We start from the raw sequence: 23,252 nt of genomic DNA, 5'->3' as shown, positions 1-23,252 counted from the left end.
TCAATGATAATTCATTCAAAAACCTAGTAAATGAAATTAAGGGGGGTAAAAGCATGATTATTGTAACTAATCGTATTCAAGTAAAACCCGGTTTTGCTGCGAGAATGGCACCAAATTTTACAAAGCCAGGTCCTCTGCAACAGTTTGAAGGCTTTCATAAAGTAGAGGTATTAATTTCAACTGATGATCCTACTTATGATGAAATGAGTGTTAATATGTATTGGGAATCTAAGGAGCATTTCCAAGCATGGCGTAATAGCGATGCATTTGCTGCAGCCCATCAACGCCCAAATTCGGGCTCTGAGGGAGAAAAGGCTGACAGTCCAATTATCGGCAGCAAAATAGTGGTGGCGGAATTAGCTTCTTCTATTGAAGCCTTAAATTAATAAACGACGATTAAATTACTTATACATTATCTTCTGATTCTATCTAAAAAGCCCTGCATGGTTGAACGATCATGCAGGGTCTTTTTTCTTGGTATAAGAAACATTGATTAAATCAATATAAAAGAATGACTAGTATATAGCCCAGCACGGATAGACAGACCGAGCCAATTAAACCTGCAATAAATGCCTTTACACCTAGCTCCTTAAATGTTTTCATTTCAACATTTAGCCCTAGACCAGCCATTGCCATCGCAATTAAGATATAAGCAGTATCAACTAATGCTTGCGATACATTCGCCGGTATAATCCCTAAAGAGTTGATAGCACTCATCGCTAAAAATCCTAAAATAAACCACGGTATGATGGATAAAGAAAAGGCTTTTTTCTCTTCACTTTTGTCCATTCTTCGATAGAAAATACCAATAACAATTGCTACAGGTACGAGTAGGGCCACTCGTGTTAATTTCACGATGACGGCTATATCAATTGCTTCATTTCCACCAGCAGATGCAGCTGCAATTACATGCGCAATTTCATGTAATGTCCCCCCTGCGAAAATCCCATACGCAGTAGGTGTTAAATCGATGATGGAATAAAGTACCGTATAAATAAGTGTAAAAATAGTCCCCAATAACGCAACAATCGCTGCCCCTACCGCCGTTTCCTTTTCATTTGCTTTAATTTGAGGTGCAATTGCCACTACTGCAGCAGCTCCGCAAATGGCAGTCCCGCAAGCCGTTAATATCCCTAGCTTTTGATCGACTTTAAATATTTTTGTTAGGCCGTACACAACAATTAAGGCAAATAGCAGATTAATGACTGCAATTAAAAAAACGTTAGCACCCGCATGATAAATATCTGCCAAATTTAAGCGCATACCCAATAAAATAATACCAAAGCGTAATAGCTTCTTGCTGGAAAATGAAATACCTACTTGCCAAGAATCTTGTACTTTAAATGTTGCTCGCCAGGTCATCCCTAATATAATGGCAATAACCAACTGTCCCAATATTGAAAGGAAAGGAAATGTGGCAATATATTTCGCTACTAAAGCAATAAGAAGCGTTAACAATATCCCCTTCAAGAAATTTGGATTAAGAGTAGATTTTAATTTATGCTGTCTATTAACCATGATGTTCACTTCTTTCTCCCTTGTTGATTATTACTTTAATAAAGAGTGCACTATTAGTAAAATACATATATATAATTATTATTATTAATATTTCTAATAATAGGGGTGAAGATATGCAATTGGATGCTTTAAAAACATTTATCACACTGGTTGAGGTCAATAATTTTACAAAGACCTCTGAAATACTTCATATTTCACAACCAAGTGTTAGCTTACACATTAAGAATCTAGAGCAAGAATTACAAACAACCTTATTTATTCGCTCCCCAAAATCGGTGCAAATTACACCAACTGGTGAAATTCTTTATAAACGAGCAAAGCAAATCATGGCGATAGCTGAAGCTGCAAAAGAAGATATCGCTGCCTATCATCAAGAGGTACAAGGTACGCTAGTCATTGGGGCAAGCTTTACAATTGGCGAATATATATTACCTCCAATTATTGCAAGCTTACAGCAACAATTCCCACAACTTGAACTTCAAATTATTATTGGCAATACAAAAGAAATCATTCAATATACAAAATTACTGCAAGTCGATATAGGTCTAATTGAAGGACAGGCTCATGATAATGAACTAGTCATTAAGCCATTTATGCAAGATGAGTTATTTATTGTTAGCGACAGTAAACATCCTCTTACAAAGCAACAACCTCTGACTGCTGATAAACTCCAGCAGCAAAGCTGGGTTGCGCGTGAAGAAGGCTCTGGAACACGTTATTATCTGGATCATTTATTCAGAGCAAATGGTTTACAGATTCATTCGCTTTTGACTATTAGCAGTAATCAGGGCGTGAAGGAGAGTGTAATGCAGGGACTTGGTCTTTCTTTATTGTCTGCCTGTGTGATAGAACGTGAATTAAAAAATGGAGATATGACTATTCTGCGCCTTGAAGGACAGCACTTTATGCGAACATTTTCTTATCTTTGCTCACCTACCATGAAAAATAAGCGCAATGTCGACATACTGATTGATATCTTAATAAAAAAAGCATAGCGATTCTTTTCTCGTCGCTAAGCTCTTTTTATGGTTCTTCTCGTATTAAAATGTTTACTTTCAATGATTTCAACAAATTTCATTGCTGCTCTAGAAAGAGGTACTGACTTCAAATAACACATACCAATACTTCTCGTAGGAATACTTTCCCTTAAAGTTAATTCATAAAGAAGTCCACGTTGAAGATAGTCCTTTGAAAATTCCTTTGTTACACATGCAATGCCGAGGTTACTACGCGCAAATTCGAGTACCAAATCATGTGAGCCTAGCTCAAACTCTGGCTCTATGTGAACGCCTCTTGCAAAAAGATAATCTTCCACATACTTCCTTGAATTCGATTTTTTCTCTAGAAAGATAAGTGGAAATTTTAAAAGGTCCTCATAGCTTAAACTTTTAGATGAAAGTGTTTTATATTTTTCCCCACAGACAAAAATATCCTGAATATCTGTACATACCGTTAACTGTAATGTTGAATCTTCAATTGGAAAATTACAAAACCCTATATCTACTTCACCCGATTTAATAAAATTACAAATTTCAGAGGTTGTGCCATTTAGCATTTGCAATTTAATATTCGGATACATTGTATGGAATGCTTCTAAATAAGGCATTAAAAAGAAGCGTGAGATCGTATCACCTACACCTATTTTTAATTGCCCTGTTGTTAAATTTTTGAATTCAAGTAACTTTTCTTCACCAGCATCTAAAAGCCCTAAAGCAGAATTAGTATATTCAAAAAGTAGGCTACCCTCTGTTGTTAATGTCACACCTTTAGGAGTTCGATTAAAAAGACGTGTGCCAAGCTCATTTTCTAATTGCATCATTGCCTGACTTACAGCTGGCTGTGTCATATATAAATCTTTTGCCGCACTAGAAAAGCTATTATTTTTTGCTACAACACTAAAAACACGATATAAATCTAATTTCCCTATCATATAAGCACCTCTTATAGCTAGTATATGAACTATTAATTTTACTTATATCATTAACGAGCCTTATAGTAAAATCATATGGTTTTTATATCACTTTACGCTAGATAGAATGAGGAGAGATTAAATTGGAACGTGTAATCGGTACAGTTGTAAGAGGTCTTCGTGGTCCTATTATTAATGAAGGCGATAATATTGAACAAATTGTTGTAGATACAGTGTTAAATGCTGCACATATTGAAGGATATACAATAGAGGATCGTGATATTGTGACAGTAACTGAATCTGTCGTGGCACGTGCACAAGGAAACTACGCTACAATTGATGATATTGCCATAGATGTAGCGGCTAAGTTTGGAGATGATACGGTAGGTGTTATTTTCCCCATCTTAAGTCGAAACCGCTTCGCCAATTGTTTACGAGGCATCGCTAAAGGTGTAAAAAAGGTAGTATTAATGTTAAGCTACCCATCTGATGAAGTGGGTAATCATCTTGTAGATATTGATGAGCTCGATGTAAAAGGCATTAACCCATGGACGGATACGCTCAATGAGGTTGAATTCCGCGAGCATTTTGGCTATAAAAAACACACATTTACTGGTGTAGATTATATTGAATACTATAAAGAGTTAATCGAAGCAGAAGGGGCTACGTGTGAGGTCATCTTCTCAAATAATCCAAAAACAATTTTAAATTACACAAAGAGTATCTTAACGTGTGATATTCATTCACGCTTCCGCACAAAACGTATTCTAACAGCGAACGGTGCAGAAAAAGTTTACAGCCTTGATAATATTTTAGCTGAATCAATTAATGGCTCTGGTTTCAATGCTGAGTATGGTCTACTTGGCTCGAACAAAGCAACAGAGGATAGTGTTAAATTATTCCCACATACTTGCCAACCCATTGTTGATGGAATCCAAGCAAAAATTAAAGAAGCTACAGGAAAAACAGTAGAAGTTATGATTTATGGTGACGGCGCATTCAAAGATCCTGTGGGTAAAATTTGGGAGCTTGCAGATCCTGTTGTATCCCCAGCATTCACCGCTGGATTACATGGAACACCGAACGAGGTTAAATTAAAATATTTAGCGGACAATGATTTTGCAGACCTTCGAGGCGAAGAACTAAAGGCTGCTATTTCTGAATACATCCAAAATAAAGATGAAGATTTAACAGGTCAAATGGCTGCACAAGGAACAACACCGCGTCGTTTAACAGACCTTATCGGTTCCCTATCTGACCTTACATCTGGTTCGGGTGACAAAGGAACACCAATGATTTACATTCAAGGCTACTTCGATAATTACACTAAATAAACAAACAAAAATGAACTCTCGTCCTAATAAAGAGAGTTCATTTTTTTATGGCGAGGATAACAGGAATCGAACCCGTACTCCCATTGGAAAGGGATATGCACTCCTTGCACCTACCTCGTAATAGATGATTATTGAATGCTTGCTATAGTATTACATTGTGCTCAGTCCCTTCTCTTCTTAATTGGTTAGGATTTTAATTTATTTGGAATAATTTCTTCTTGTAGCCAATGCTCACTTGTTTGAACATGTTGCGGTCTCACAAATTTCCCTAAATTATAGCGGAAATCTTCGTAATGGAATGAGCTAGTATTTCTAATGACATACCCCTCTTGTTCCCCTTCAAAGAATGATTTTCCAGTGAATGTACGTTTTATCTGTTCTTCGTCAAAAATCCCTCGGTATAAAACGGGCACTGTTTCTATACCTAACTCTGCTGCAAAGGCCACGGTTTCATCCCAGCTCAAACAAATATTTTCTTCATTCCAAATGCTAAACAAATAGAAATAGCTTGTTAATTCTTGATAATAAATAGAATGCTTGGCATAAACATTTTCACCACATAAGCGCCAGTCCTTTGGAATCCGATACGCAAAATTCGCGTGAAATGTTTTTACCCAATGTCTAGAAGGATGGTTGGCTGAATGAATACTTCTAGCATGCATATAGTCTCTGTAAAGTGTTGTCCCTTCTCCATCTAACTTTTCAGTGACAACAACCTCCTTTCCAATAAAATGATTCACATTTCTAGCAACTTTATCATCATCGGTATAACCCCTGCTCCATGGTAAATGAAAACTTCTTGGGTATTTCATTAATTTCGTCATATTTTCACCTTCCTTTCCTAAAGTTTACTTGGCAAATTGATCTGCCTCACGGAAAAAATAAAGCCTTGTTAATAAATCACCATCTAATAAATGATAAATTTGGCTTCCACCTCTATCTCCCCCATACTGGATTAACATATGAAATTGCACTAAATGAACAACCTTTAATACAAATTCCTTTTCAAAACCCAACTCTAATAGAAAATGGCAAACCAGTTGAGCAGAGACATTTTCATGCCCAAAATAACCATAACGCTGTTGCAAAGGTTTATATTTTTTACAAGCTGGTTTACCGACATCATGAAACAATGCAGCTATTTGTAGAGCTAGTTTATCACTTTCTAAGTAGTACTCATTGATGTACGCGTACACAAAATACGTATGCTGACATAGTAAAAATTGATGGAATGGGTTTTCTTGATCGAATTGATAAATTTCTTTGAAAAGTGGGACTGCTTGAAGTGTTTGAAAAAGCTCTTCATAGGTGGGGTGACCTTGTATGAGTGAAACAAATTGTTGTCGAGAAAGATCATAGGGACTTGATTCATGAATAATATGCAATTCATTAAACCCTTCTCCTACTGTCGGGAACTCTAAATGCTTTCTCATTTTTTCCATCACGATTAATGGTACATGTCTTTTCCTTTGCTGGTTTCTAGCTACACAGATTGAATAAGGTGTATCAAAGTAATAACATACCTTCTGCACATTACTTGGTATTTTGCGAAGTGCAAACATCCTGCGCTCTCGTTCAATATTGGTTGCATCCACAATGACAGAAAACCCTTTTGCCACTAAGTCATTAAGACGTTCATATAATGTACGAAAGACTATACGTGATTTTTGCCTTGTTGAATCCCCAAATAACTCCTGACGTATAGCGTCGCTTGATAGGACAATTGCATTTTCATTTTTAGCTAACTGTTTCACAAATGTACTTTTCCCACTACCAGGCAACCCCACTGTAAAGATTACCTTCATTCTTTTCACCTCCCTTCAAGTTTCTTTATCGTATGGCATGCCACATTCTTTAGTGTCTCAATAGCATTTCATCCATTATTTTTAATAACAATTTATGATAATCAGTCATAATATGAAGCAATATTACATATAAAAAAGACGGCTCCACCTTTTTGTAGAGCTGTCTCTGTTTATCAATATCTTATTACCTTACACATTTATTGTATCATAAATTTACAATAATTTCTAGACTATACTTCTTTCCGAAGTAGATGTATGATAAATTTCCTGCTTCAATCCCCCCATATCATGTGCATTTGGATACTTTCACTATATTCAAATTTGTGGTTGGACAAACAGTTAAAAAAGCATCACAATTACGTTCTTCTCACCATCTATTGAGGTGAGGGTTACTGTCAAAGGAAGCAAATAACTATGGAGAGGAATGTGAGTAAACGTTGGAAAATCAAAAAGAATGGCTAGAAGAAAAGCATCATCTTGAGGATTCTTTAAACATTATTGTTCATAAAATAAAAGAGTTAGAGCATAAAGAAAAAGGTTTTAAAGAAAATGCTGTTGCCTTAAAGAAATCCTTTTGGAACGATGTGAGAGTCAATCTAGATACCGCTGAGGATGTAGACGAAACCTTTTTTGCAATTAAGCAGCAGGCAGAGCTTTTATCTGATTCAGAGCTAGCACAGGAACGTGCAATTCGTAATGTAAAGGTATATGAACGTTTACAACAGTCACCCTATTTTGCTCGTATTGACTTTGTACAAGATGGTCAACAAGACCCTTTAAAAATTTATATTGGTGTAGCCACATTATTGGATGAACAGGATGAAAATATCATCATTTTTGATTGGCGAGCGCCTATATCAAGTATGTATTATGATTACACACCTGGTGATGCATCCTACGAAACATTAGGTGAAGAAATTCATGGAGAAATGCTGTTAAAACGGCAATTTATTATTAAAAATGGTCAACTACAATCCATGTTTAATACGGGCCTTACAATTGGTGATGACCTACTGCTCGATATCCTTGCGCAAAATGCAAATGAGCATATTCGTAGTATTGTTGCGACAATCCAAGCAGAGCAAAATAAAATTATTCGCCATGTAAATTCACGCTATCTTATTGTTGAAGGTGTGGCAGGTAGTGGCAAAACAGCTGTAGCCTTACAGCGGGTAGCTTATCTACTTTATCGTTATCGTGATGAAATGACTGCCGATCAAATTCTGCTAATTACACCTAACCAACTTTTTAATCAATATGTTCATTCTGTCTTACCTGATTTAGGGGAAGACAATATGCAGCAGTTAACGTTTATAGAATATGCTGAAAAACGATTAGGTAAACAGTTTCAATTAGAGTATCCTTATGAGCAGCTTGAAGAACTGTTAACAGAAAAGGATGATGCCCAGTATCAAACAAAATTAAGCATCATTTCTTTTAAAGCGAGTCTCGCTTATAAACATTTAATCGATCAATATGCGAGTTATTTATCCGATAAAGGCTTGTTATTTAAAAATATCGTTTTTCGTGGAGAACGAATTATTACTGCACAGGAAATTACCGAATACTTCTATTCTTTCCCTTCTACTATGTCGATACCAGATCGCCTACAATTAGTAAAAGAATGGTTATTGCAGCAACTAACGAAATTGGAAAAGGCTGAGCGTACAAAGGAATGGGTAGAAGAAGCTACTGAGCTATTAGATAAAGAAGATTACTCCAAATCTTATAGTGAACTTTTATATGAGGGTCGCTATACTGAAAACTCATTTGACGATTTTGATCAAGAACGCTATAAATTAGCGAGACAAATTGTCAAAAAACACTTTAAACCATTACGTAACTCTGTTAACAAGTTAAAGTTTGTCCATATGTTGGGTACATATCGACAGCTCTTTGATTTGAATAGTTCTATTAACAGGGATTTACAACACCTTATGCCAGACAATTGGGAGGACATTTGTCTACAAACACTCCCTAATTTAGCAAAGCGTTTGATTGCCTATGAGGATACTGCACCATTTTTATATTTACAGGACAAAATTGAAGGACAACAGACCAATAGGATGATCCGTCATGTGTTAATAGATGAAGCACAGGATTATTCGCCATTTCAACTTACTGTATTACAGCAGTTATTTCCAAAAGCACGTATGACCATTTTAGGTGATGGCCACCAAACGATTCATCCACATACCTTTAATAATCCTTCTCTACTCGACACTCAATTATATGGTGAGCAGGCAGAAAAAATGATATTAACCAAAAGCTATCGTTCGACAAAGCAAATCATACAACTCACTGCCAAAATATTGAATGATGGTAGTGAAGTAGAAGCATTTAACCGAAATGGCCCTGAACCATCGATTACTATTGTGCCAAATGAATTGGAATTAATGGATCAAATTATTCAAAATATCGACCATTTATCTATTGAATTCGAAACAATTGCTGTCATCTGTAAAACCGCAGCCGAATGCTCTGCCGTTTATAAGCAATTAAACAATCGAGTAGATATTCAATTAATCAACCATAATTCAAAGCAGTTTAAGAAGGGTATTTTATTACTTCCAGCTTACATGGCGAAAGGGATCGAATTTGATGCGGTAATCATCTATAATGCATCTGCCGCTAATTACTCAAGAGAAAGCGAGAGGTACTATTTCTATACGGCGTGTACGAGAGCTATGCATGAGCTTCACATTTACTCCATCAACAAATTAACGTATTTCCTTCAATAATAGGTAACAGGAGAATCTGTTATTTACAGATTCTCCTGTTCTCTTGCTGTTTTATATATAGAACGTATAGTCTTCTGGAATAACACGTTTTAAAAATTTCTTCGTTCGCTCCTCTTTTGGGCTGACGAAAATATCATGAGGGCTACCTTCCTCTACAACTACTCCTCCATCCATGAAAATTACGCGATTGGCAACATCTTTGGCAAAGCCCATTTCGTGTGTTACTACAAGCATTGTTGTACCCTCCGCTGCAATATTTTTCATGACCTGTAGAACCTCACCTACCAATTCAGGGTCAAGTGCGGACGTTGGTTCATCAAATAAAATAATATCAGGATTCAAAGCTACTGCTCGTGCAATACCAACACGTTGCTGTTGACCTCCTGACAACTGACTTGGATAGGCATCATATTTGTCTGATAAACCTACTTTATCAAGTGCCTTTTTACCAATTTCCACAGCCTGTGCTTTAGGAATTTTACGTCCAATGATTAATCCTTCCGTTACATTTTCTAATGCTGTTTTATTAGTGAATAGATTATAGTTTTGAAAGACAAATGCGACACGCTGGCGAATTGCGTGCACGTCTTTTTTCTTTACATGTTGAAAATCAACCTGAATATCTCCAAATGTCGCATGGCCTTGATCAGCCTTCTCTAAAAAATTGATACAACGCAATAATGTTGTTTTTCCTGAACCACTGGGACCTAAAATAACAACAACGTCCCCTTTATCAATGGCTAAATCAACACCCTTTAAGATTTCATTGCCACCAAATGATTTATGAATATTTTTAATTTCTAACATGCTAATTCACCCCTTAGACATTTGCCATTTTGTATTTGCTTAAATATTTCTCATAACGCTTAAACAAGTATTCAACCGTACTACATAAAATTAAGTACACAATAAAGATATCCAAATAGGCCTCTACATAATTGTAGCCAACGTTTGCCGCTACTTTTGCCTTCAGTGTAATTTCAGGAAGCGACATTGCGTAGCCTAGCGATGTAGCTTTAATAAGATTAACTGTAGCTGTGCAAATATTCGGCAATGCCACTACTAATGCCTGTGGAATGATGATGCGAGTATATGCTTGGAATGTTGACAAACCTACTGAGTGTGCAGCCTCTAGTTGCCCCTTTTCAATGGTACTTAACGCCGATCGAAAGACCTCAATCAAAATGGCTGTTGAGCTGAATGCAAATACAATAAACGCATACCAAATTGGATTGATTTTATAAATATCATACGCAATATGATATTTTTCAAAAATAATTTTTAACATTAAAGGTATACTGCTATAGATAATAAAAATTTGTATAATAATCGGCGTTCCTCGAACAAAAGAAACATAAATCTTCGCTAGGTGATGAATAACTGGAATTTTATTGATCCTAGTTAGTGCTAATAAAAACCCCAGTGGCAAAGCTATTACCAAAGCAACAACTGTGACTAGGAGCGCTATAGGAACACCAGACAAAGCTACGAAAAATGTTTCAAGTAAAAATTGATAATTCACCCTCACGCCTCCTTAAGTTGTTTCTAGGGTCTTCTTACCCTTGCCAAATACCTTTTCTAATATAGTAAATATTTTCTCTATAATAATAGATAACACCCAATAGATAATAGCCAATGCAATATAAATTTCTAAGGCATGAGCATTGATGTTACTTGCAATAATTAGATTTGCCTTACCTACAATATCAATTAGACCAATTGTATAAGCAAGTGCACCTTCCTGTAATAAAGCGATCATGCCATTGCCAAAGTTCGGTAAAGCGACGACCAGCGCCTGCGGAAAAATAATTCGACGGTAGGCTTGGAATGGTGTTAGCCCGACACTAACGGCTGCTTCAAACTGCCCTTTTGGAATGGCTAAGTAGGCAGACCGTATCACCTCAGACATTATTGCCGTGAATTGTAAGGTGAATGTTACGACAACAAATATGGCCGTTTCAATTGAATGGAGATTAAGACCAACATTTTCCGCTAATGCTGGGACGCCATAGTAGACAAGAAATAACAAAACAATGGAGGGTGTACAACGCATAATCGTTGTATACAGATTAGCGAATTTAGTTAGCCACTTGACTGAAGATAGCTTAGCAGCCGCCAGCAATAAGCCGAATAGGGTACCTAAGATAATGGAGGACCCTGCAACTAAGAACGTAATTTTTAAAAATGGCAATAACACTGGGATTGCGTTCCAAATGTAGGTTGCGTCAAAATATTTATCCATTTCCTCACCAACTTTTGTTTTTATGAATAAAGACTGCTGAGCATTACTGACTCAACAGCCTTACTATTCGTTCCGTTTTAAACTAACGATTTACGTTTTCCAGTACTTCAAATAAATCACGGCCATAGAATTTTGTACTTAATTCATTTGTTTTCTTTTGTTCTTTAACCTGTGCTATTGCTTTATCATAAGCGTCAGCAAATTCCTGCTCTTTTTTATTGAACAGTGGCCATGTTTTTATAACAGCAAATTCGTTATAGACAACGTCATCTTTTAGGTTATAATATGGTCCATCTTCTGCAAGTACTTGTTGTTTAAATGGGCCTTCAATCATGACACCACCATCAACACGGCCTTCATTTACCCACTGCACTACATCGACAGTAAAGGCGTCACCGGCCTCAAGTTTTACTTTATTATCTGGATTTGCCGTATTATACTCATCGATAATTGTATATTGAGCATTATTTGCAGCAATCGGTGCTAAAGAATAGCCCTTTTTCGCAAAATCCGCTAATGTTTTCACGCCTTCATCCTCTTTACGCAAAACTAAACCTGCGCTACTTAAACCTAAGAATTCCTTCGGGAAAATAAATTTCTCTGTTCGTTCCTGAGTAAAGAATGCGTTTTTAACCCCTACTTGATATTTCCCTTGCTCCACACCAATTAATAAATCATCACTTGTTGTACCTACATACTCAAATTGATAGTCAGGTAGCAATTCATCTACTAATTTCATTACTTCTACATCATAACCAGTTGGATTTCCATTATCGTCAATGTAACTAATAGGCTTTGACGCTTGATCGTAGGCTACTTTTACTGTACGTACCTTTTCACCATCACCAGAATCTTTATCTGCAGACTCTCCTGAATTACAACCTGCTAATAATGCTATAGAGGCCAAACCAATTGCAGCAAATTGAAAAATCTTATTCTTCTTCATATGTCATTTCTCCTTATTGTTCACATGATTTAATGATTGATTTTCATATAATTTCTGCTGTTCAATAGCGGCAGTCGCTAATTTAATTATCGTCATATCATCCATCGGTGGATTATGAAGCCCTGCACGAACATTGCGGTAAAAACGCTGTAATGGATTGGATAGTTGTAAGCTTTTCGCCCCTACTACACGCATCGCTTTATCGACTATATCTATTGCCATGTTTGTTACTGTGTGTTTAGCAACAGCCATTTCATTTGTTATTAGTCCACGTCTAGCAGGATCATCGTAAGCCTCAGCCACTCCGTATAAGACAAAACGTGCTTGATGGAGCTTTAATTCAATATCCCCTAAAAGCTGTTGTACGTTTGGCAACGTACTAATTGGCGCATTCAGGCTATTCGGTTGATGGTGATTAGCAAAATGAATAGCATAATCACGGGCTGCTTGTGCAATACCTAAGTAAGTTGCTGGGATATGGAGTATCCAGCCATTTATTTTGCCACCACTCGGATGACTTGGTAACTCTACTAAATACTCTGTTGCAACAAGCACATCCTTTAACACAAGGTCGTGGCTGCTTGTGCCTCGCATTGCAGACATCTCCCAATTCTCCTCAATGGATAGACCTGCTGCATCCTTATGAATGAGGAAGAAGCCAACTTGCTGCTTTTCTTCAATCCAAGCGGAGGTAAGGAAATAATCGAGCACTGGAGATGCAGTCGTAAAAATCTTGCGCCCATTTATTAGCCAGCCACCTTTAGTAGAAATGGCATTTGTCCCTGGCCGCCCTCCTCGCGTTGGGCTACCTGTTGCAGCCTCACTAACAGCTCTATTAATCATGGCCCCTCTCTTTATTTCTTCAGAAAAAGCTATTAATAGATCATCAGTCCATAGTTTAGTTTCATAAATTTCCCCAACAACACCTAATGTCCATCCAAGGGAAAGAGAGGCATTTTCGTCATAGCTTGCTAGCGTCTCTTGTACAAGCACCATATCATAAACAGATAACCCTTCTCCGCCATATTGTTTCGGTAAAGTAAGTTGAGGATAGCGAATTTGTAAAAGTAATCGATGAGCTTCGAACGGAAAACGAGATTGCTCATCTACCTCAACAGCCTCTGCCTTGATTGGCTCAGCTATAGCAGCTAGTTGATCTAGCCAATATCGTTGTCGCTCTGTCTTTACAAATAAATTCTTCAAATGAATCTCCTTCTTCCCAATATATATAAATCGTATAAATTTACTAAGGATTGATAATGAAAAAAAATCTCTTGCTACATGAATGTAGTGAGATACTATTTGGTACTGAATTTTCTGATTCGTTGACACTTATAATACTTTTCGCATTAGAAAATGTCAATGGGTGAAATTCAAGTTTTTTTGTAAGTTTAATATGTATTACAAAGTTTCAACTTTTACCTTTGATTTATGCACCAAGCTTTTCTTACAACATATGCTAAGACTAATGAAAGAGGTGCATATATGACCAATAATTTAAATTCGCCACTAAACGGTGGAATCATAACCCATTCGGCTCCACAAGTTATTCAAACTAAGTTTGGAGATATTAACGGGGATGGTTTTTTTGAAACCATTTTTTTAATGGGCACTAAACAGCCTGATAGTCCTTTCTGGAGAAATCTAACACTGTCTATTTTTTATGGTCAAACAAGACAAATGGAGCAACTTCCATTGAAACAAAATATGGGCTATAATCCGACTATTTTCTTGGGCGATTTTACTGGTAATCATATTGAGGATATTCTGGTTGTGTCTGATACAGGAGGTAGCGGCGGAATTGTAAATGGTGAGATTTTTTCCTCCATCAACAATCAAGTTCGTTCCATCTTTGATGCAGAGTCTTTTAATAATAAACTTAAATATAAGGTCAATTATGTAGATCATTATAAGGCTGTTGTTCAGAGTTTTAATCCTGCTAATAAATACACAATTGATTTACAGTATAAAGGAACCGACTACTTAGCTGAAATTTATAATCCAGATGGCACCTTGAAGCAACCGATTGAAGGTTGGGTAGATCCTTTTGGAGGACTATATCCTGTTGATTACGACCGAGATGGAACGTATGAAATTTTAGGATATCAAGAAATTGCAGGTAGATATCATGCTGATGGATTAGGCTATGTAGAAAATATTTTAAAATGGAATGGCCATGAATTTGTAATAGATCGGCAAACGGTTGGTATTTTTGGTGAGGATTTATCATAGACGACAAATCTAGCTATTAAATAATCTAAAACAGGAATCTGCTCATTTTTACTTAACTCTAACAAAAAACAAGCAGATTCCGTTATTTATTTTTTCTTTTCAACCAAGGCAAAGTAGTTATTTTCAGGGTCAGCAAAGTTAAAAACCCTACCCATTGGCATCATGACTAGATCTCCTACTTTTACGCCCTTTGCCTGAAAATCTTGGTACATCTCTTCGATTTTATCAGCGTAAAACATAATAGAAGGTGTTCCTAAATTTAGATCAGGTTGCATTTTAGCAATAATTTCTTTGTTATGAAGCACAAAGGATGTTTGAGCTTCCTCAGTTGGTGCAATTTCAATCCAGCGCATGCCTGCCTCTTCCTGTTCAGAAATGACCACAAACCCCACTTTTTCTGTCCAAAACTTAACAATTGCATCTTGATCATTAACATATAACATTACTTGTCCTATTTGATGAATCATGACTTCATTCCCTCCTCTTTTGAGCATTAGTATACATCAAAAAGCAGCTTTATATAGCTTCTAACGCCATCAATTTAAGGAAATTTCAAACAATTGATAATGATATACATTACTAAGAAATAATTAATTCAAAGTACTTAACTTTTATTTTATTTCTGATAGAATGAGTATTATTTACCTTTAAGGGAAAAGTATAGAATAAAATATTATGTGAGGATAATACAATTGAAACAACTAAGTTTAAGAAAAAAGCTTATTTTTTCGTTTTTAGCCATGCTTCTCATCCCAACACTCTTGATTGGAATAGTATCTTACCAAAGTGCTGAACAACAAATTTCAGAGGAGCAACGCGCAAGTGCGACTGAAAGTGTACGCATTCTAAATTCCAATATTACAAACATGATTGAACCTAAATTGAAAGATGTACAATATTTTTCACAGAAATTTAGTGAAACTTACTTTCAAGATGAGAGCATTTTAGAACTGAAGTCATTATTAAGTGAATATGTCAACATGCACCCTGAAGTAGATCTGATATATATTGGAACTGCTGAAGGCAAACTGTTTGATCAGCCTGTTCAAGAGTATCCTGATGGCTTCGACCCTCGGACAAGACCTTGGTATAAGCAGGCTTTAGCTAATAATGGGAAGACCTCAATTACTGCACCATATGTTACACAATCTACAGGTGACATTGTCATCACAATTACTCAGGCATTACCGGATGGTTCTGGCGTATTAGGATTAGATCTAAATATTTCTACATTAAGTGACATTACGAATAATATTCGTATTGGAGAAACGGGCTTCGCTTCTCTTTTAGATAACAATAAAATTTACATTGCTCAGCCAGATAAAGAAAGTGGTACAGAGGCAACGGAAAGCTACATAACAAAAATTTATGAGCAGGAAAGCGGTACTATCATTGAAAAAGACCGTCACTTACAATTTGTTACGAATGAGTTAACGGGTTGGAAAGTAATTGGTACAATGTTTACTGCGGAAGCTGCAAAAGCTGCAGCATCCACATTGAATATAAATTTAATTATCATTATTGTTTCCATTCTCGTTGGCGTTATTTTCATGCTCTTTATGATAAAGTCTATTGTTAACCCAATTAATCAATTGAAGCAAAGCGCATTAAAAATTAGTGACGGTAATTTAACGGAGTTTATTGAAATCCATTCTAAAGATGAAATAGGTCAGCTTGGAGAAGCCTTTATCTCTATGAAGGTGAGCTTAAAAAAATTAATTCGAAATGTTGATCAAAGCTCACAACATGTCCAAACAGCCGCTCAAAATTTATCTGCTAATGCAGAACAAAACATCGCTGCCTCAGAGCAAGTTGCCGATGCCATGCACCAAATGGCAATTAGTACAGAAAAACAAACAACAGGTATTGATCAGAATGCCATTTCAGTTGAAGAAATTGCTAAAGGCGTTGTTGAAGTGGCAGACAGTTCCATGCAGGTTTCTGACCTATCTAGTCATGCTATCCAATTGGCAGAAGAAGGTGGACAATCTGTCAAACAAACGGTACAGCAAATGAATTCTATCCATAATTCTGTAACGCAATCAGATACAATGATTAAAGCATTGTATGATCGCACGAAAGAAATTGGGTCCATTTTAGAAATGATTAGTGCTATATCAGATCAAACGAATTTACTAGCGCTTAATGCAGCTATAGAAGCTGCTAGAGCAGGAGAACATGGCAAAGGCTTCGCGGTAGTGGCAGATGAAGTACGCAAATTAGCAGAGCAATCTCATCAATCAGCAGAGCAAATTTCTGCGCTTATAACTACTATTCAGCAAGATACGGCAAAATCTGTAGAGACAATGGTCAAAGCGTCGACAGATGTTCAAGAGGGCTTACAATTGACAGAAGAAACAAGCAGAAAATTCGCGAGCATTATTGAAAGTCTTCGAAACATCGCGCCGAAAATGGAGGATATTTCAGCATCTGCTCAAGAAATGTCTGCCGTTGTAGAAGAAGTTTCAGCGACTGCTATTGAACTTTCCGATCACGCAAAATTAAATGCTGCTGCTACAGAAGAAGTTGCTGCTTCCACGGAACAAACTTTATCTTCTATGCAAGATATGGCTTCGTCTGCCAAAACCCTACTTGATATGGCGGATGAATTGCAGGGTTATGTTAATCGTTTTAAATATTAATTATTTAACTGCTAGATCTGAGTTCACGATAGTATTGAACTCAGATTTTTTCTATTCCAAAAAGATAGGAAATTACAAAATAAGATATTTTTCTACAAATAATAGCGTTGCATAACTTTATTTTCCAGATTTTTCAGAAAATTGTGTTGATTATTATTCATTTTCCTCTTAGAATCAGATTAAACATTTGAACGACTTAGGAGTCTACTAGTGTAATATAACCCATCTCGTAGTTAATTCTATTACACTTCAATAATGTCGTTTAAGGAGGAATACTATATGAAACGAATTAGTTTAAGAAAGAAACTCATCTTTGCATTTTTAGTCATACTTCTCATTCCCGCACTTTTAATCGGGTATACCTCCTTTAAAAGTACCAAAAATCAAATACTCGAAGAGCAGCAAGCAAGCGCCAAGGAAAGTGTGCGTATGCTTAATAGTAATATTACCAATACAATTGCTCCTAGAGTTCATGACATCGAATATTTTGCCAAGAAAATAAATCAGTCTTATTTACAAGATGATAAAAAAGCTGAATTAAAAGGGCTTTTTCAGGAATATGTAAATACACACCCAGAAGTGGAGCTAGTATATATAGGGACTGCTGATGGGCGAATCATTGATGAACCTGTCCATGACTATGCAAGTGATTATGATCCTCGTAAACGTCCTTGGTATATAGAAGCCATTGATAATAAAGGGCATGTATCCATCACTTCTCCATATATCTCAAAATCAACAAATAACATCGTTGTAACAGTTATGCAAGCTCTTCCTGATGATTCTGGCGTAATTGCCTTAGATTTAAATATCTCTCTTCTAAGTGCACTGACAGATCAAACACGTATTGGAGAAACGGGCTTTGCCTCTCTGTTAGATAATAATAAGTTATATATTGCTCAAAAAGATAAGGAAAGCGGCACAGAGGCAACAGAAGATTATATTTCAAAAGTTTACGAAAAGCAGGAAGGTATTATTACTGAAGGTGACCGTCATTTACGCTTTGAAACAAATGAAATCACAGGCTGGAAGATAATTGGTACAATGTTCATTGCAGAGGCTACTAACGCTGCTACCTCAACCTTTACTATTACATTACTTATTATTGGTATTTCTATTATTGTTGGTATTATCTTTATGCTCTCAATGATTAAATCTATTGTTAACCCAATTAAACAACTACAGCAAAGTGCTCTTAAAATTAGTGAAGGTGATTTGACAGAGTTTATTGATATTCATACCAAAGATGAAATAGGACAGCTTGCTGAAGCATTTGTCTCAATGAAAGTTAGCTTAAAAAGACTGATCCGCAATGTTGATCAAAGCTCACAACATGTTCAAACCTCGGCACAAGGCCTTTCAGCGAATGCTGAGCAAAATATCGCTACATCTGAGCAAGTGACAGAGGCTATGCAACAGGTAGCGATTAGTACGGAAAAACAAACAACAGGAATCGATCAAAATGCTGTTTCTATTGAGGAGATTGCAAAAGGTGTTGTAGAGGTAGCAGATAGTGCCCTACAAGTTTCAGACCTATCCAGCCAGGCCATCCAATTAGCAGAAGAAGGTAGTCAATCTGTTGAGCACACTGTTAATCAAATGGTATCCATTCATGATTCTGTGGCTCAATCCGATACGATGATTAAATCCCTATTTGATCGTACAAAAGAAATTGGCTCCATTATAGAAATTATTAGTGCTATTTCAGACCAAACAAACCTTCTTGCTCTTAATGCTGCTATTGAAGCAGCACGAGCAGGTGAACACGGTAAAGGCTTTGCAGTTGTAGCAGATGAAGTACGTAAATTAGCGGAGCAATCTCATCAATCAGCAGAGCAAATTTCTACTCTGATTACTGGCATACAACAAGATACTGCTAAATCTGTACAAACTATGACGAAAGCTTCTGCAGACGTTCAAGAAGGTTTACAGCTATCCGAGGATACGAAAAAGAAATTTACAAGTATCGTTGGAAGTCTTCGAGAAATTGCTCCTAAAATGGAGGATATATCAGCTTCAGCACAAGAAATGTCTGCCGTTGTAGAGGAGGTATCCGCTACTGCTATTGAACTGTCAGATCATGCAAAACTAAACGCAGCTGCATCTGAAGAGGTTGCCGCTTCAACGGAACAAACATTATCTTCCATGCAGGAAATCGCCTCTTCTGCTAAAACATTGCTTGATATGGCAGATGAATTACAAGGCTATGTAGATCGTTTTAATTACTAAATAAGAAAGCACGATGATACTTGGTTTAGCCCTATCATCGTGCTTTTATCTTGTTATTTAATTATTCATTTACCTCATGGCTAAATTGCCATTCAACGCCAAATTTGTCTGTAAGTGAGCCGTAACATTTGCTCCAAAATGTTTCTTGAAGCTCCATTCTCACGTTACCACCTTCTTTAAGCTTATCAAATGCTTGACGCATTTGCTCTTCATCATCGGATACAACAGCTAATGTGACATTATTCCCTGTGGAAAATGGCATGCCTGGAAATGTATCTGAGAACATAATTCTACTACCGAATACAATAAGTCGTGTATGCATGACAAGATCTTTTGCTTCTTCTGGTAATGGATAGTCTGGATTTTGTGGTGTCTCTCCAAACGTCATAATTTCAGCCTTGTCCGTATTAAAAACGTCTTCGTAAAACGCAACTGCCTCTCGACAATTTCCATTAAAATTCAAATAAACCTCTACTGCCATTTTCAACACTCCTTTGTCATTTTTTGAAACAATTCTATTGTACATGGATTACAAAACATAACACAAATTATAACTAGAATATTTCATCTTCAAAGTAAGTTGTCTCCTTTCTTTTTAAATTTTTTATTTATTTTCACAAAAGCTTTGACATTTACTCAAAAATCATGTAAATTACCAAATGGCGAACAATTTAAATTAAATCTTAAAAAATATTCGTATTTTAGGAGTGTATATAATGGATAACGTATTTGACTATGAGGATATTCAACTAATTCCCGCAAAATGTATTGTAGAAAGTCGTTCAGAATGTGATACTTCTGTTACTTTAGGTGGTCACACTTTTAAACTTCCAGTAGTACCTGCAAATATGCAAACAATTATCGATGAAAATCTTGCAAAGAAACTTGCTGAAAACGGTTACTTTTACATCATGCACCGTTTCCAACCAGAAACTCGTCGAAACTTTATTCTAGAAATGCAAGGAAATGGCTTAATTGCTTCTATTAGCGTTGGTGTAAAAGAAGAGGAATATACATTTATTGAAGAATTAGCAGCTGCTAATTTGGTACCTGATTTTATTACAATTGATATTGCACATGGTCATTCAAATGCTGTTATTCGTATGATTCAGCATATTAAAAAGCATTTACCAAAAAGCTTTGTCATCGCAGGTAATGTAGGAACACCTGAAGCGGTGCGCGAGCTTGAAAATGCTGGTGCAGATGCAACAAAAGTTGGGATTGGACCAGGTAAAGTATGTATTACTAAAATCAAAACAGGTTTTGGTACTGGCGGCTGGCAACTAGCTGCACTACGTTGGTGTGCAAAGGCTGCTACAAAACCAATTATTGCTGATGGTGGCATTCGTACACATGGAGATATCGCTAAATCTGTACGTTTTGGTGCTTCAATGGTAATGATCGGTTCATTATTCGCTGGTCATGAAGAGTCACCTGGTGAAACAATCGAAATCGAGGGTAGAACAGTGAAGGAATACTTCGGCTCTGCTTCTGAATTCCAAAAAGGTGAACGTAAAAACGTCGAAGGTAAGAAAATGTACGTTGAACATAAAGGTAGCATCAAAGATACGTTAATCGAGATGCAACAAGATTTACAGTCATCTATTTCATATGCTGGTGGCACAAAGCTAGAGGCTATTCGCAATGTTGATTATGTAATCGTAAAGAACTCTATTTTCAATGGAGATAAAGTGTATTAATCGATGTAAACCTGCTATATTAAGCTTCAACATCACCCCAATTAAGAGCTGTTTTTTACTCTTGATTGGGGTGATTTTTTTGGACCTATTTCACTTAAAATACCGTATTTATTTTCAGAATTTTCTATTTTATTAAAAAATTATATATTATAATAGAACTATATTGAAGGAATGAAGGAACGGGGGTTGTATCTTATGAAGTCAGTACGTAATAAACTTGTTAGTCTTGCTATTATAGTTATTCTACTATCAACAGGACTAGTTGGAACCGTCAATTATATGGTGGTGAAAGGAGAACTCGATCAGGTAGGTCGAGATAGTCTTAAAAATGGCACACTTGGCATACTTGAACTAATTGCACAGTTAGATACTCAAGTTCAAAATGGGAAATTAACGCTAGAAGAAGCTCAGGAAAGTGCTAGAACACAGATCGTTGGTAATAAAATTGAAGATAACAAAAGATCCATTGATAATCCTGTTAAATATGGTGATAATTTTTATTTCTATGCTTTCCAAGATAGTGGTATGGTTGAAACTCATCCATCCCTAGAAGGACAAAATATTTCAGATTTACAAACAGAGGATGGGCGCTATTTTGTACGAGAAATGATTGAAGCAGCAAATGCTGGAGGAGGATATGTACGTTATGATTGGGCCCTTCCCTCAAATCCTGAAATCGTTGCGCCTAAGATAACGTATGTAGAAAAGGACAAGCATTGGGGCTGGATTATAGCAGCTGGTACATACGAAATGGACTTTAATGCAGGTACGAATAACGTTTTATACTACACACTAGGCATGACCATCCTTGCAACGATTATTGGTGTATCACTCTTCTGGTTCTTCTCTGGACGAATGACAACCTATATACGAAAAATTATGGTCATTACATCTGATATTGCTAAAGGCAAGCTAACTGGTGATGACATACCTGTTACTACAGAAGATGAACTAGGTATACTAGCTAGTAACGTGAATAATATGAAACATAGCTTACACGAAATGGTCAACAATACAAAAGATAGTGCGTCCCAAATGCGCGTTTCTTCAGAAATGCTGAGTGCTATTACTGAGGAGACGACTGCTTCTGCTGATGAAATTCATCAAGCCATCAATGATATATCTAAGGGAGCTGTAGTACAAGCTGAGGAAGCAGAAATGGCCATTAGTAAAGTAGAAACACTGTCCTCACTTATCTCAAATGCTACAGATAAATATAGTGAGATTACAGAAAATATGAATATCATTAATCAATCACAAGAAAACGGTAGACAAAAAGTAGATGTATTACTTCAAAATTCAAGTGAGTTTACGCAAGTGATTGAGGAATTAAGAACAACTTTCTCAAGTTTGACAAGCCAAATGAAAGAAATTCATCAAGTCGTACAAACAATTACATCCATTTCTGAACAAACAAATCTATTAGCGCTAAATGCAAGTATTGAAGCAGCCCGTGCAGGTGAACATGGCAAAGGGTTTGCTGTCGTAGCTGAGGAAGTCCGTCATTTATCTGAGGATACGAATGAAGCTACTAATCGGGTTAGAAACCTATTACAGCGTATTGAGGTCGATACCGCTAATTCAGATTCAAAAATGATACACACGCTCCAACTGTCACAAAATCAGGCCATGTCGATTACGGAAGTAAAGGGAGCCTTTACTTTTCTAGCAGACTCCATTCATGGCATTACAAAGCACCTTGTTTCTTTAGACAAAGGAATGAATGACATGGCGGAAAATCGAATAGTCGTGATGAACGCCATCAATGAAATAGCAAGTGTCGCTACACAATCTGCCGCAGCTACCGAACAAATTAACGCTTCTATTGACGAACAAAAGTCAGCAGTGACATCTATCATGCACTCCTCTATGGAGCTTCATACAGAGGCAGAGCGCATGTACGACTTGGTAGAACGCTTTACATGATAAAATACTATATAAAAAAGAATGCTAC

At 36.5% G+C, this 23,252-nt stretch carries 20 protein-coding genes; 9 read left to right on the top strand and 11 right to left on the bottom strand.

The annotated features are described in order from the left end of the window. Window positions 1–53: 53 nt before the first annotated feature. On the top strand, window positions 54–386 hold the full coding sequence (locus B3D98_RS13095) for a heme oxygenase (RefSeq protein WP_048395499.1): 333 nt from the start codon (window positions 54–56) through the stop codon (window positions 384–386). Window positions 387–498: 112 nt separating this feature from the next. Here B3D98_RS13095 and B3D98_RS13090 read toward each other — a convergent pair whose 3' ends face one another. Beyond that, window positions 499–1,518, bottom strand: coding sequence for a YeiH family protein (locus B3D98_RS13090; protein WP_054548943.1), 1,020 nt, complete (start codon window positions 1,516–1,518; stop codon window positions 499–501). Window positions 1,519–1,631: 113 nt separating this feature from the next. Between B3D98_RS13090 and B3D98_RS13085 the strand changes: the two genes are divergently transcribed. Next, window positions 1,632–2,513, top strand: a complete 882-nt coding sequence (locus B3D98_RS13085; RefSeq protein ID WP_054548523.1) for a LysR family transcriptional regulator — start codon at window positions 1,632–1,634, stop codon at window positions 2,511–2,513. A 17-nt stretch (window positions 2,514–2,530) separates the two neighbouring features. Here the strand turns inward: B3D98_RS13085 and B3D98_RS13080 are convergent, their stop codons facing one another. Continuing rightward, window positions 2,531–3,448 carry a LysR family transcriptional regulator gene (locus B3D98_RS13080; RefSeq protein WP_048395493.1) on the bottom strand — a complete coding sequence of 306 codons (918 nt, stop codon included), beginning with the start codon at window positions 3,446–3,448 and terminating at the stop codon, window positions 2,531–2,533. A gap of 122 nt (window positions 3,449–3,570) precedes the next feature. On the opposite strand from B3D98_RS13080, the gene B3D98_RS13075 reads away from it, so the two are divergent. Beyond that, entirely contained in the window at window positions 3,571–4,761 is a 1,191-nt protein-coding gene (locus B3D98_RS13075; protein ID WP_054548521.1) for a coenzyme F420-0:L-glutamate ligase, read from the top strand. Window positions 4,762–4,946: 185 nt separating this feature from the next. Here the strand turns inward: B3D98_RS13075 and B3D98_RS13070 are convergent, their stop codons facing one another. Further along, window positions 4,947–5,585: an RNA ligase family protein gene (locus tag B3D98_RS13070; protein WP_054548520.1), complete on the bottom strand. Its 639-nt coding sequence runs from the start codon at window positions 5,583–5,585 to the stop codon at window positions 4,947–4,949. A gap of 24 nt (window positions 5,586–5,609) precedes the next feature. After that, window positions 5,610–6,566 (bottom strand): AAA family ATPase, encoded by a 957-nt coding sequence (locus tag B3D98_RS13065; RefSeq protein ID WP_054548519.1) that lies wholly within the window; start codon window positions 6,564–6,566, stop codon window positions 5,610–5,612. A 437-nt stretch (window positions 6,567–7,003) separates the two neighbouring features. Here B3D98_RS13065 and helD point away from each other — a divergent pair, with 437 nt between their 5' ends. Then, window positions 7,004–9,307 (top strand): RNA polymerase recycling motor HelD, encoded by a 2,304-nt coding sequence (gene helD, locus B3D98_RS13060; protein ID WP_259420045.1) that lies wholly within the window; start codon window positions 7,004–7,006, stop codon window positions 9,305–9,307. Between the two features lie 51 nt (window positions 9,308–9,358). Here the strand turns inward: helD and B3D98_RS13055 are convergent, their stop codons facing one another. The 5 genes from B3D98_RS13055 to B3D98_RS13035 all read right to left on the bottom strand — a co-directional run bounded on the left by B3D98_RS13055 (window position 9,359) and on the right by B3D98_RS13035 (window position 13,698). After that, entirely contained in the window at window positions 9,359–10,114 is a 756-nt protein-coding gene (locus B3D98_RS13055) for an amino acid ABC transporter ATP-binding protein (protein WP_048395482.1), read from the bottom strand. Window positions 10,115–10,127: 13 nt separating this feature from the next. Continuing rightward, window positions 10,128–10,829, bottom strand: coding sequence for an amino acid ABC transporter permease (locus B3D98_RS13050; RefSeq protein ID WP_004233514.1), 702 nt, complete (start codon window positions 10,827–10,829; stop codon window positions 10,128–10,130). Between the two features lie 12 nt (window positions 10,830–10,841). Next, window positions 10,842–11,549 (bottom strand): amino acid ABC transporter permease, encoded by a 708-nt coding sequence (locus tag B3D98_RS13045; protein WP_048395479.1) that lies wholly within the window; start codon window positions 11,547–11,549, stop codon window positions 10,842–10,844. A gap of 82 nt (window positions 11,550–11,631) precedes the next feature. Continuing rightward, entirely contained in the window at window positions 11,632–12,495 is an 864-nt protein-coding gene (locus B3D98_RS13040; RefSeq protein ID WP_048395478.1) for a transporter substrate-binding domain-containing protein, read from the bottom strand. A 3-nt stretch (window positions 12,496–12,498) separates the two neighbouring features. Continuing rightward, window positions 12,499–13,698, bottom strand: coding sequence for an acyl-CoA dehydrogenase family protein (locus B3D98_RS13035; RefSeq protein WP_288583430.1), 1,200 nt, complete (start codon window positions 13,696–13,698; stop codon window positions 12,499–12,501). A 282-nt stretch (window positions 13,699–13,980) separates the two neighbouring features. Here B3D98_RS13035 and B3D98_RS13030 point away from each other — a divergent pair, with 282 nt between their 5' ends. Next, window positions 13,981–14,727, top strand: coding sequence for a hypothetical protein (locus B3D98_RS13030; RefSeq protein ID WP_288583428.1), 747 nt, complete (start codon window positions 13,981–13,983; stop codon window positions 14,725–14,727). Between the two features lie 86 nt (window positions 14,728–14,813). Here B3D98_RS13030 and B3D98_RS13025 read toward each other — a convergent pair whose 3' ends face one another. After that, window positions 14,814–15,194 carry a VOC family protein gene (locus tag B3D98_RS13025; protein WP_054548514.1) on the bottom strand — a complete coding sequence of 127 codons (381 nt, stop codon included), beginning with the start codon at window positions 15,192–15,194 and terminating at the stop codon, window positions 14,814–14,816. 225 nt (window positions 15,195–15,419) lie between these two features. Here B3D98_RS13025 and B3D98_RS13020 point away from each other — a divergent pair, with 225 nt between their 5' ends. Beyond that, entirely contained in the window at window positions 15,420–17,369 is a 1,950-nt protein-coding gene (locus tag B3D98_RS13020; RefSeq protein WP_054548513.1) for a methyl-accepting chemotaxis protein, read from the top strand. Window positions 17,370–17,648: 279 nt separating this feature from the next. Then, a complete protein-coding gene (locus B3D98_RS13015; protein WP_288583425.1) occupies window positions 17,649–19,598 on the top strand; it encodes a methyl-accepting chemotaxis protein in 1,950 nt (649 codons plus the stop codon). A 61-nt stretch (window positions 19,599–19,659) separates the two neighbouring features. Here B3D98_RS13015 and B3D98_RS13010 read toward each other — a convergent pair whose 3' ends face one another. Beyond that, window positions 19,660–20,079, bottom strand: a complete 420-nt coding sequence (locus B3D98_RS13010) for a VOC family protein (protein WP_016992246.1) — start codon at window positions 20,077–20,079, stop codon at window positions 19,660–19,662. A 235-nt stretch (window positions 20,080–20,314) separates the two neighbouring features. Here B3D98_RS13010 and guaC point away from each other — a divergent pair, with 235 nt between their 5' ends. Next, complete coding sequence (gene guaC / locus B3D98_RS13005; RefSeq protein WP_004233490.1) at window positions 20,315–21,298, top strand: GMP reductase; 984 nt, start codon at window positions 20,315–20,317, stop codon at window positions 21,296–21,298. A 195-nt stretch (window positions 21,299–21,493) separates the two neighbouring features. Beyond that, on the top strand, window positions 21,494–23,224 hold the full coding sequence (locus B3D98_RS13000; protein ID WP_054548511.1) for a methyl-accepting chemotaxis protein: 1,731 nt from the start codon (window positions 21,494–21,496) through the stop codon (window positions 23,222–23,224). Window positions 23,225–23,252 lie beyond the last annotated feature (28 nt).

It is taken from the genome of Lysinibacillus sp. UBA5994, assembly GCF_002429725.1.
GTDB lineage: Bacteria > Bacillota > Bacilli > Bacillales_A > Planococcaceae > Lysinibacillus > Lysinibacillus capsici.
Note: the sequence above shows the minus strand (reverse complement) of the source record. Positions and strands in the feature narration are given on the sequence as shown.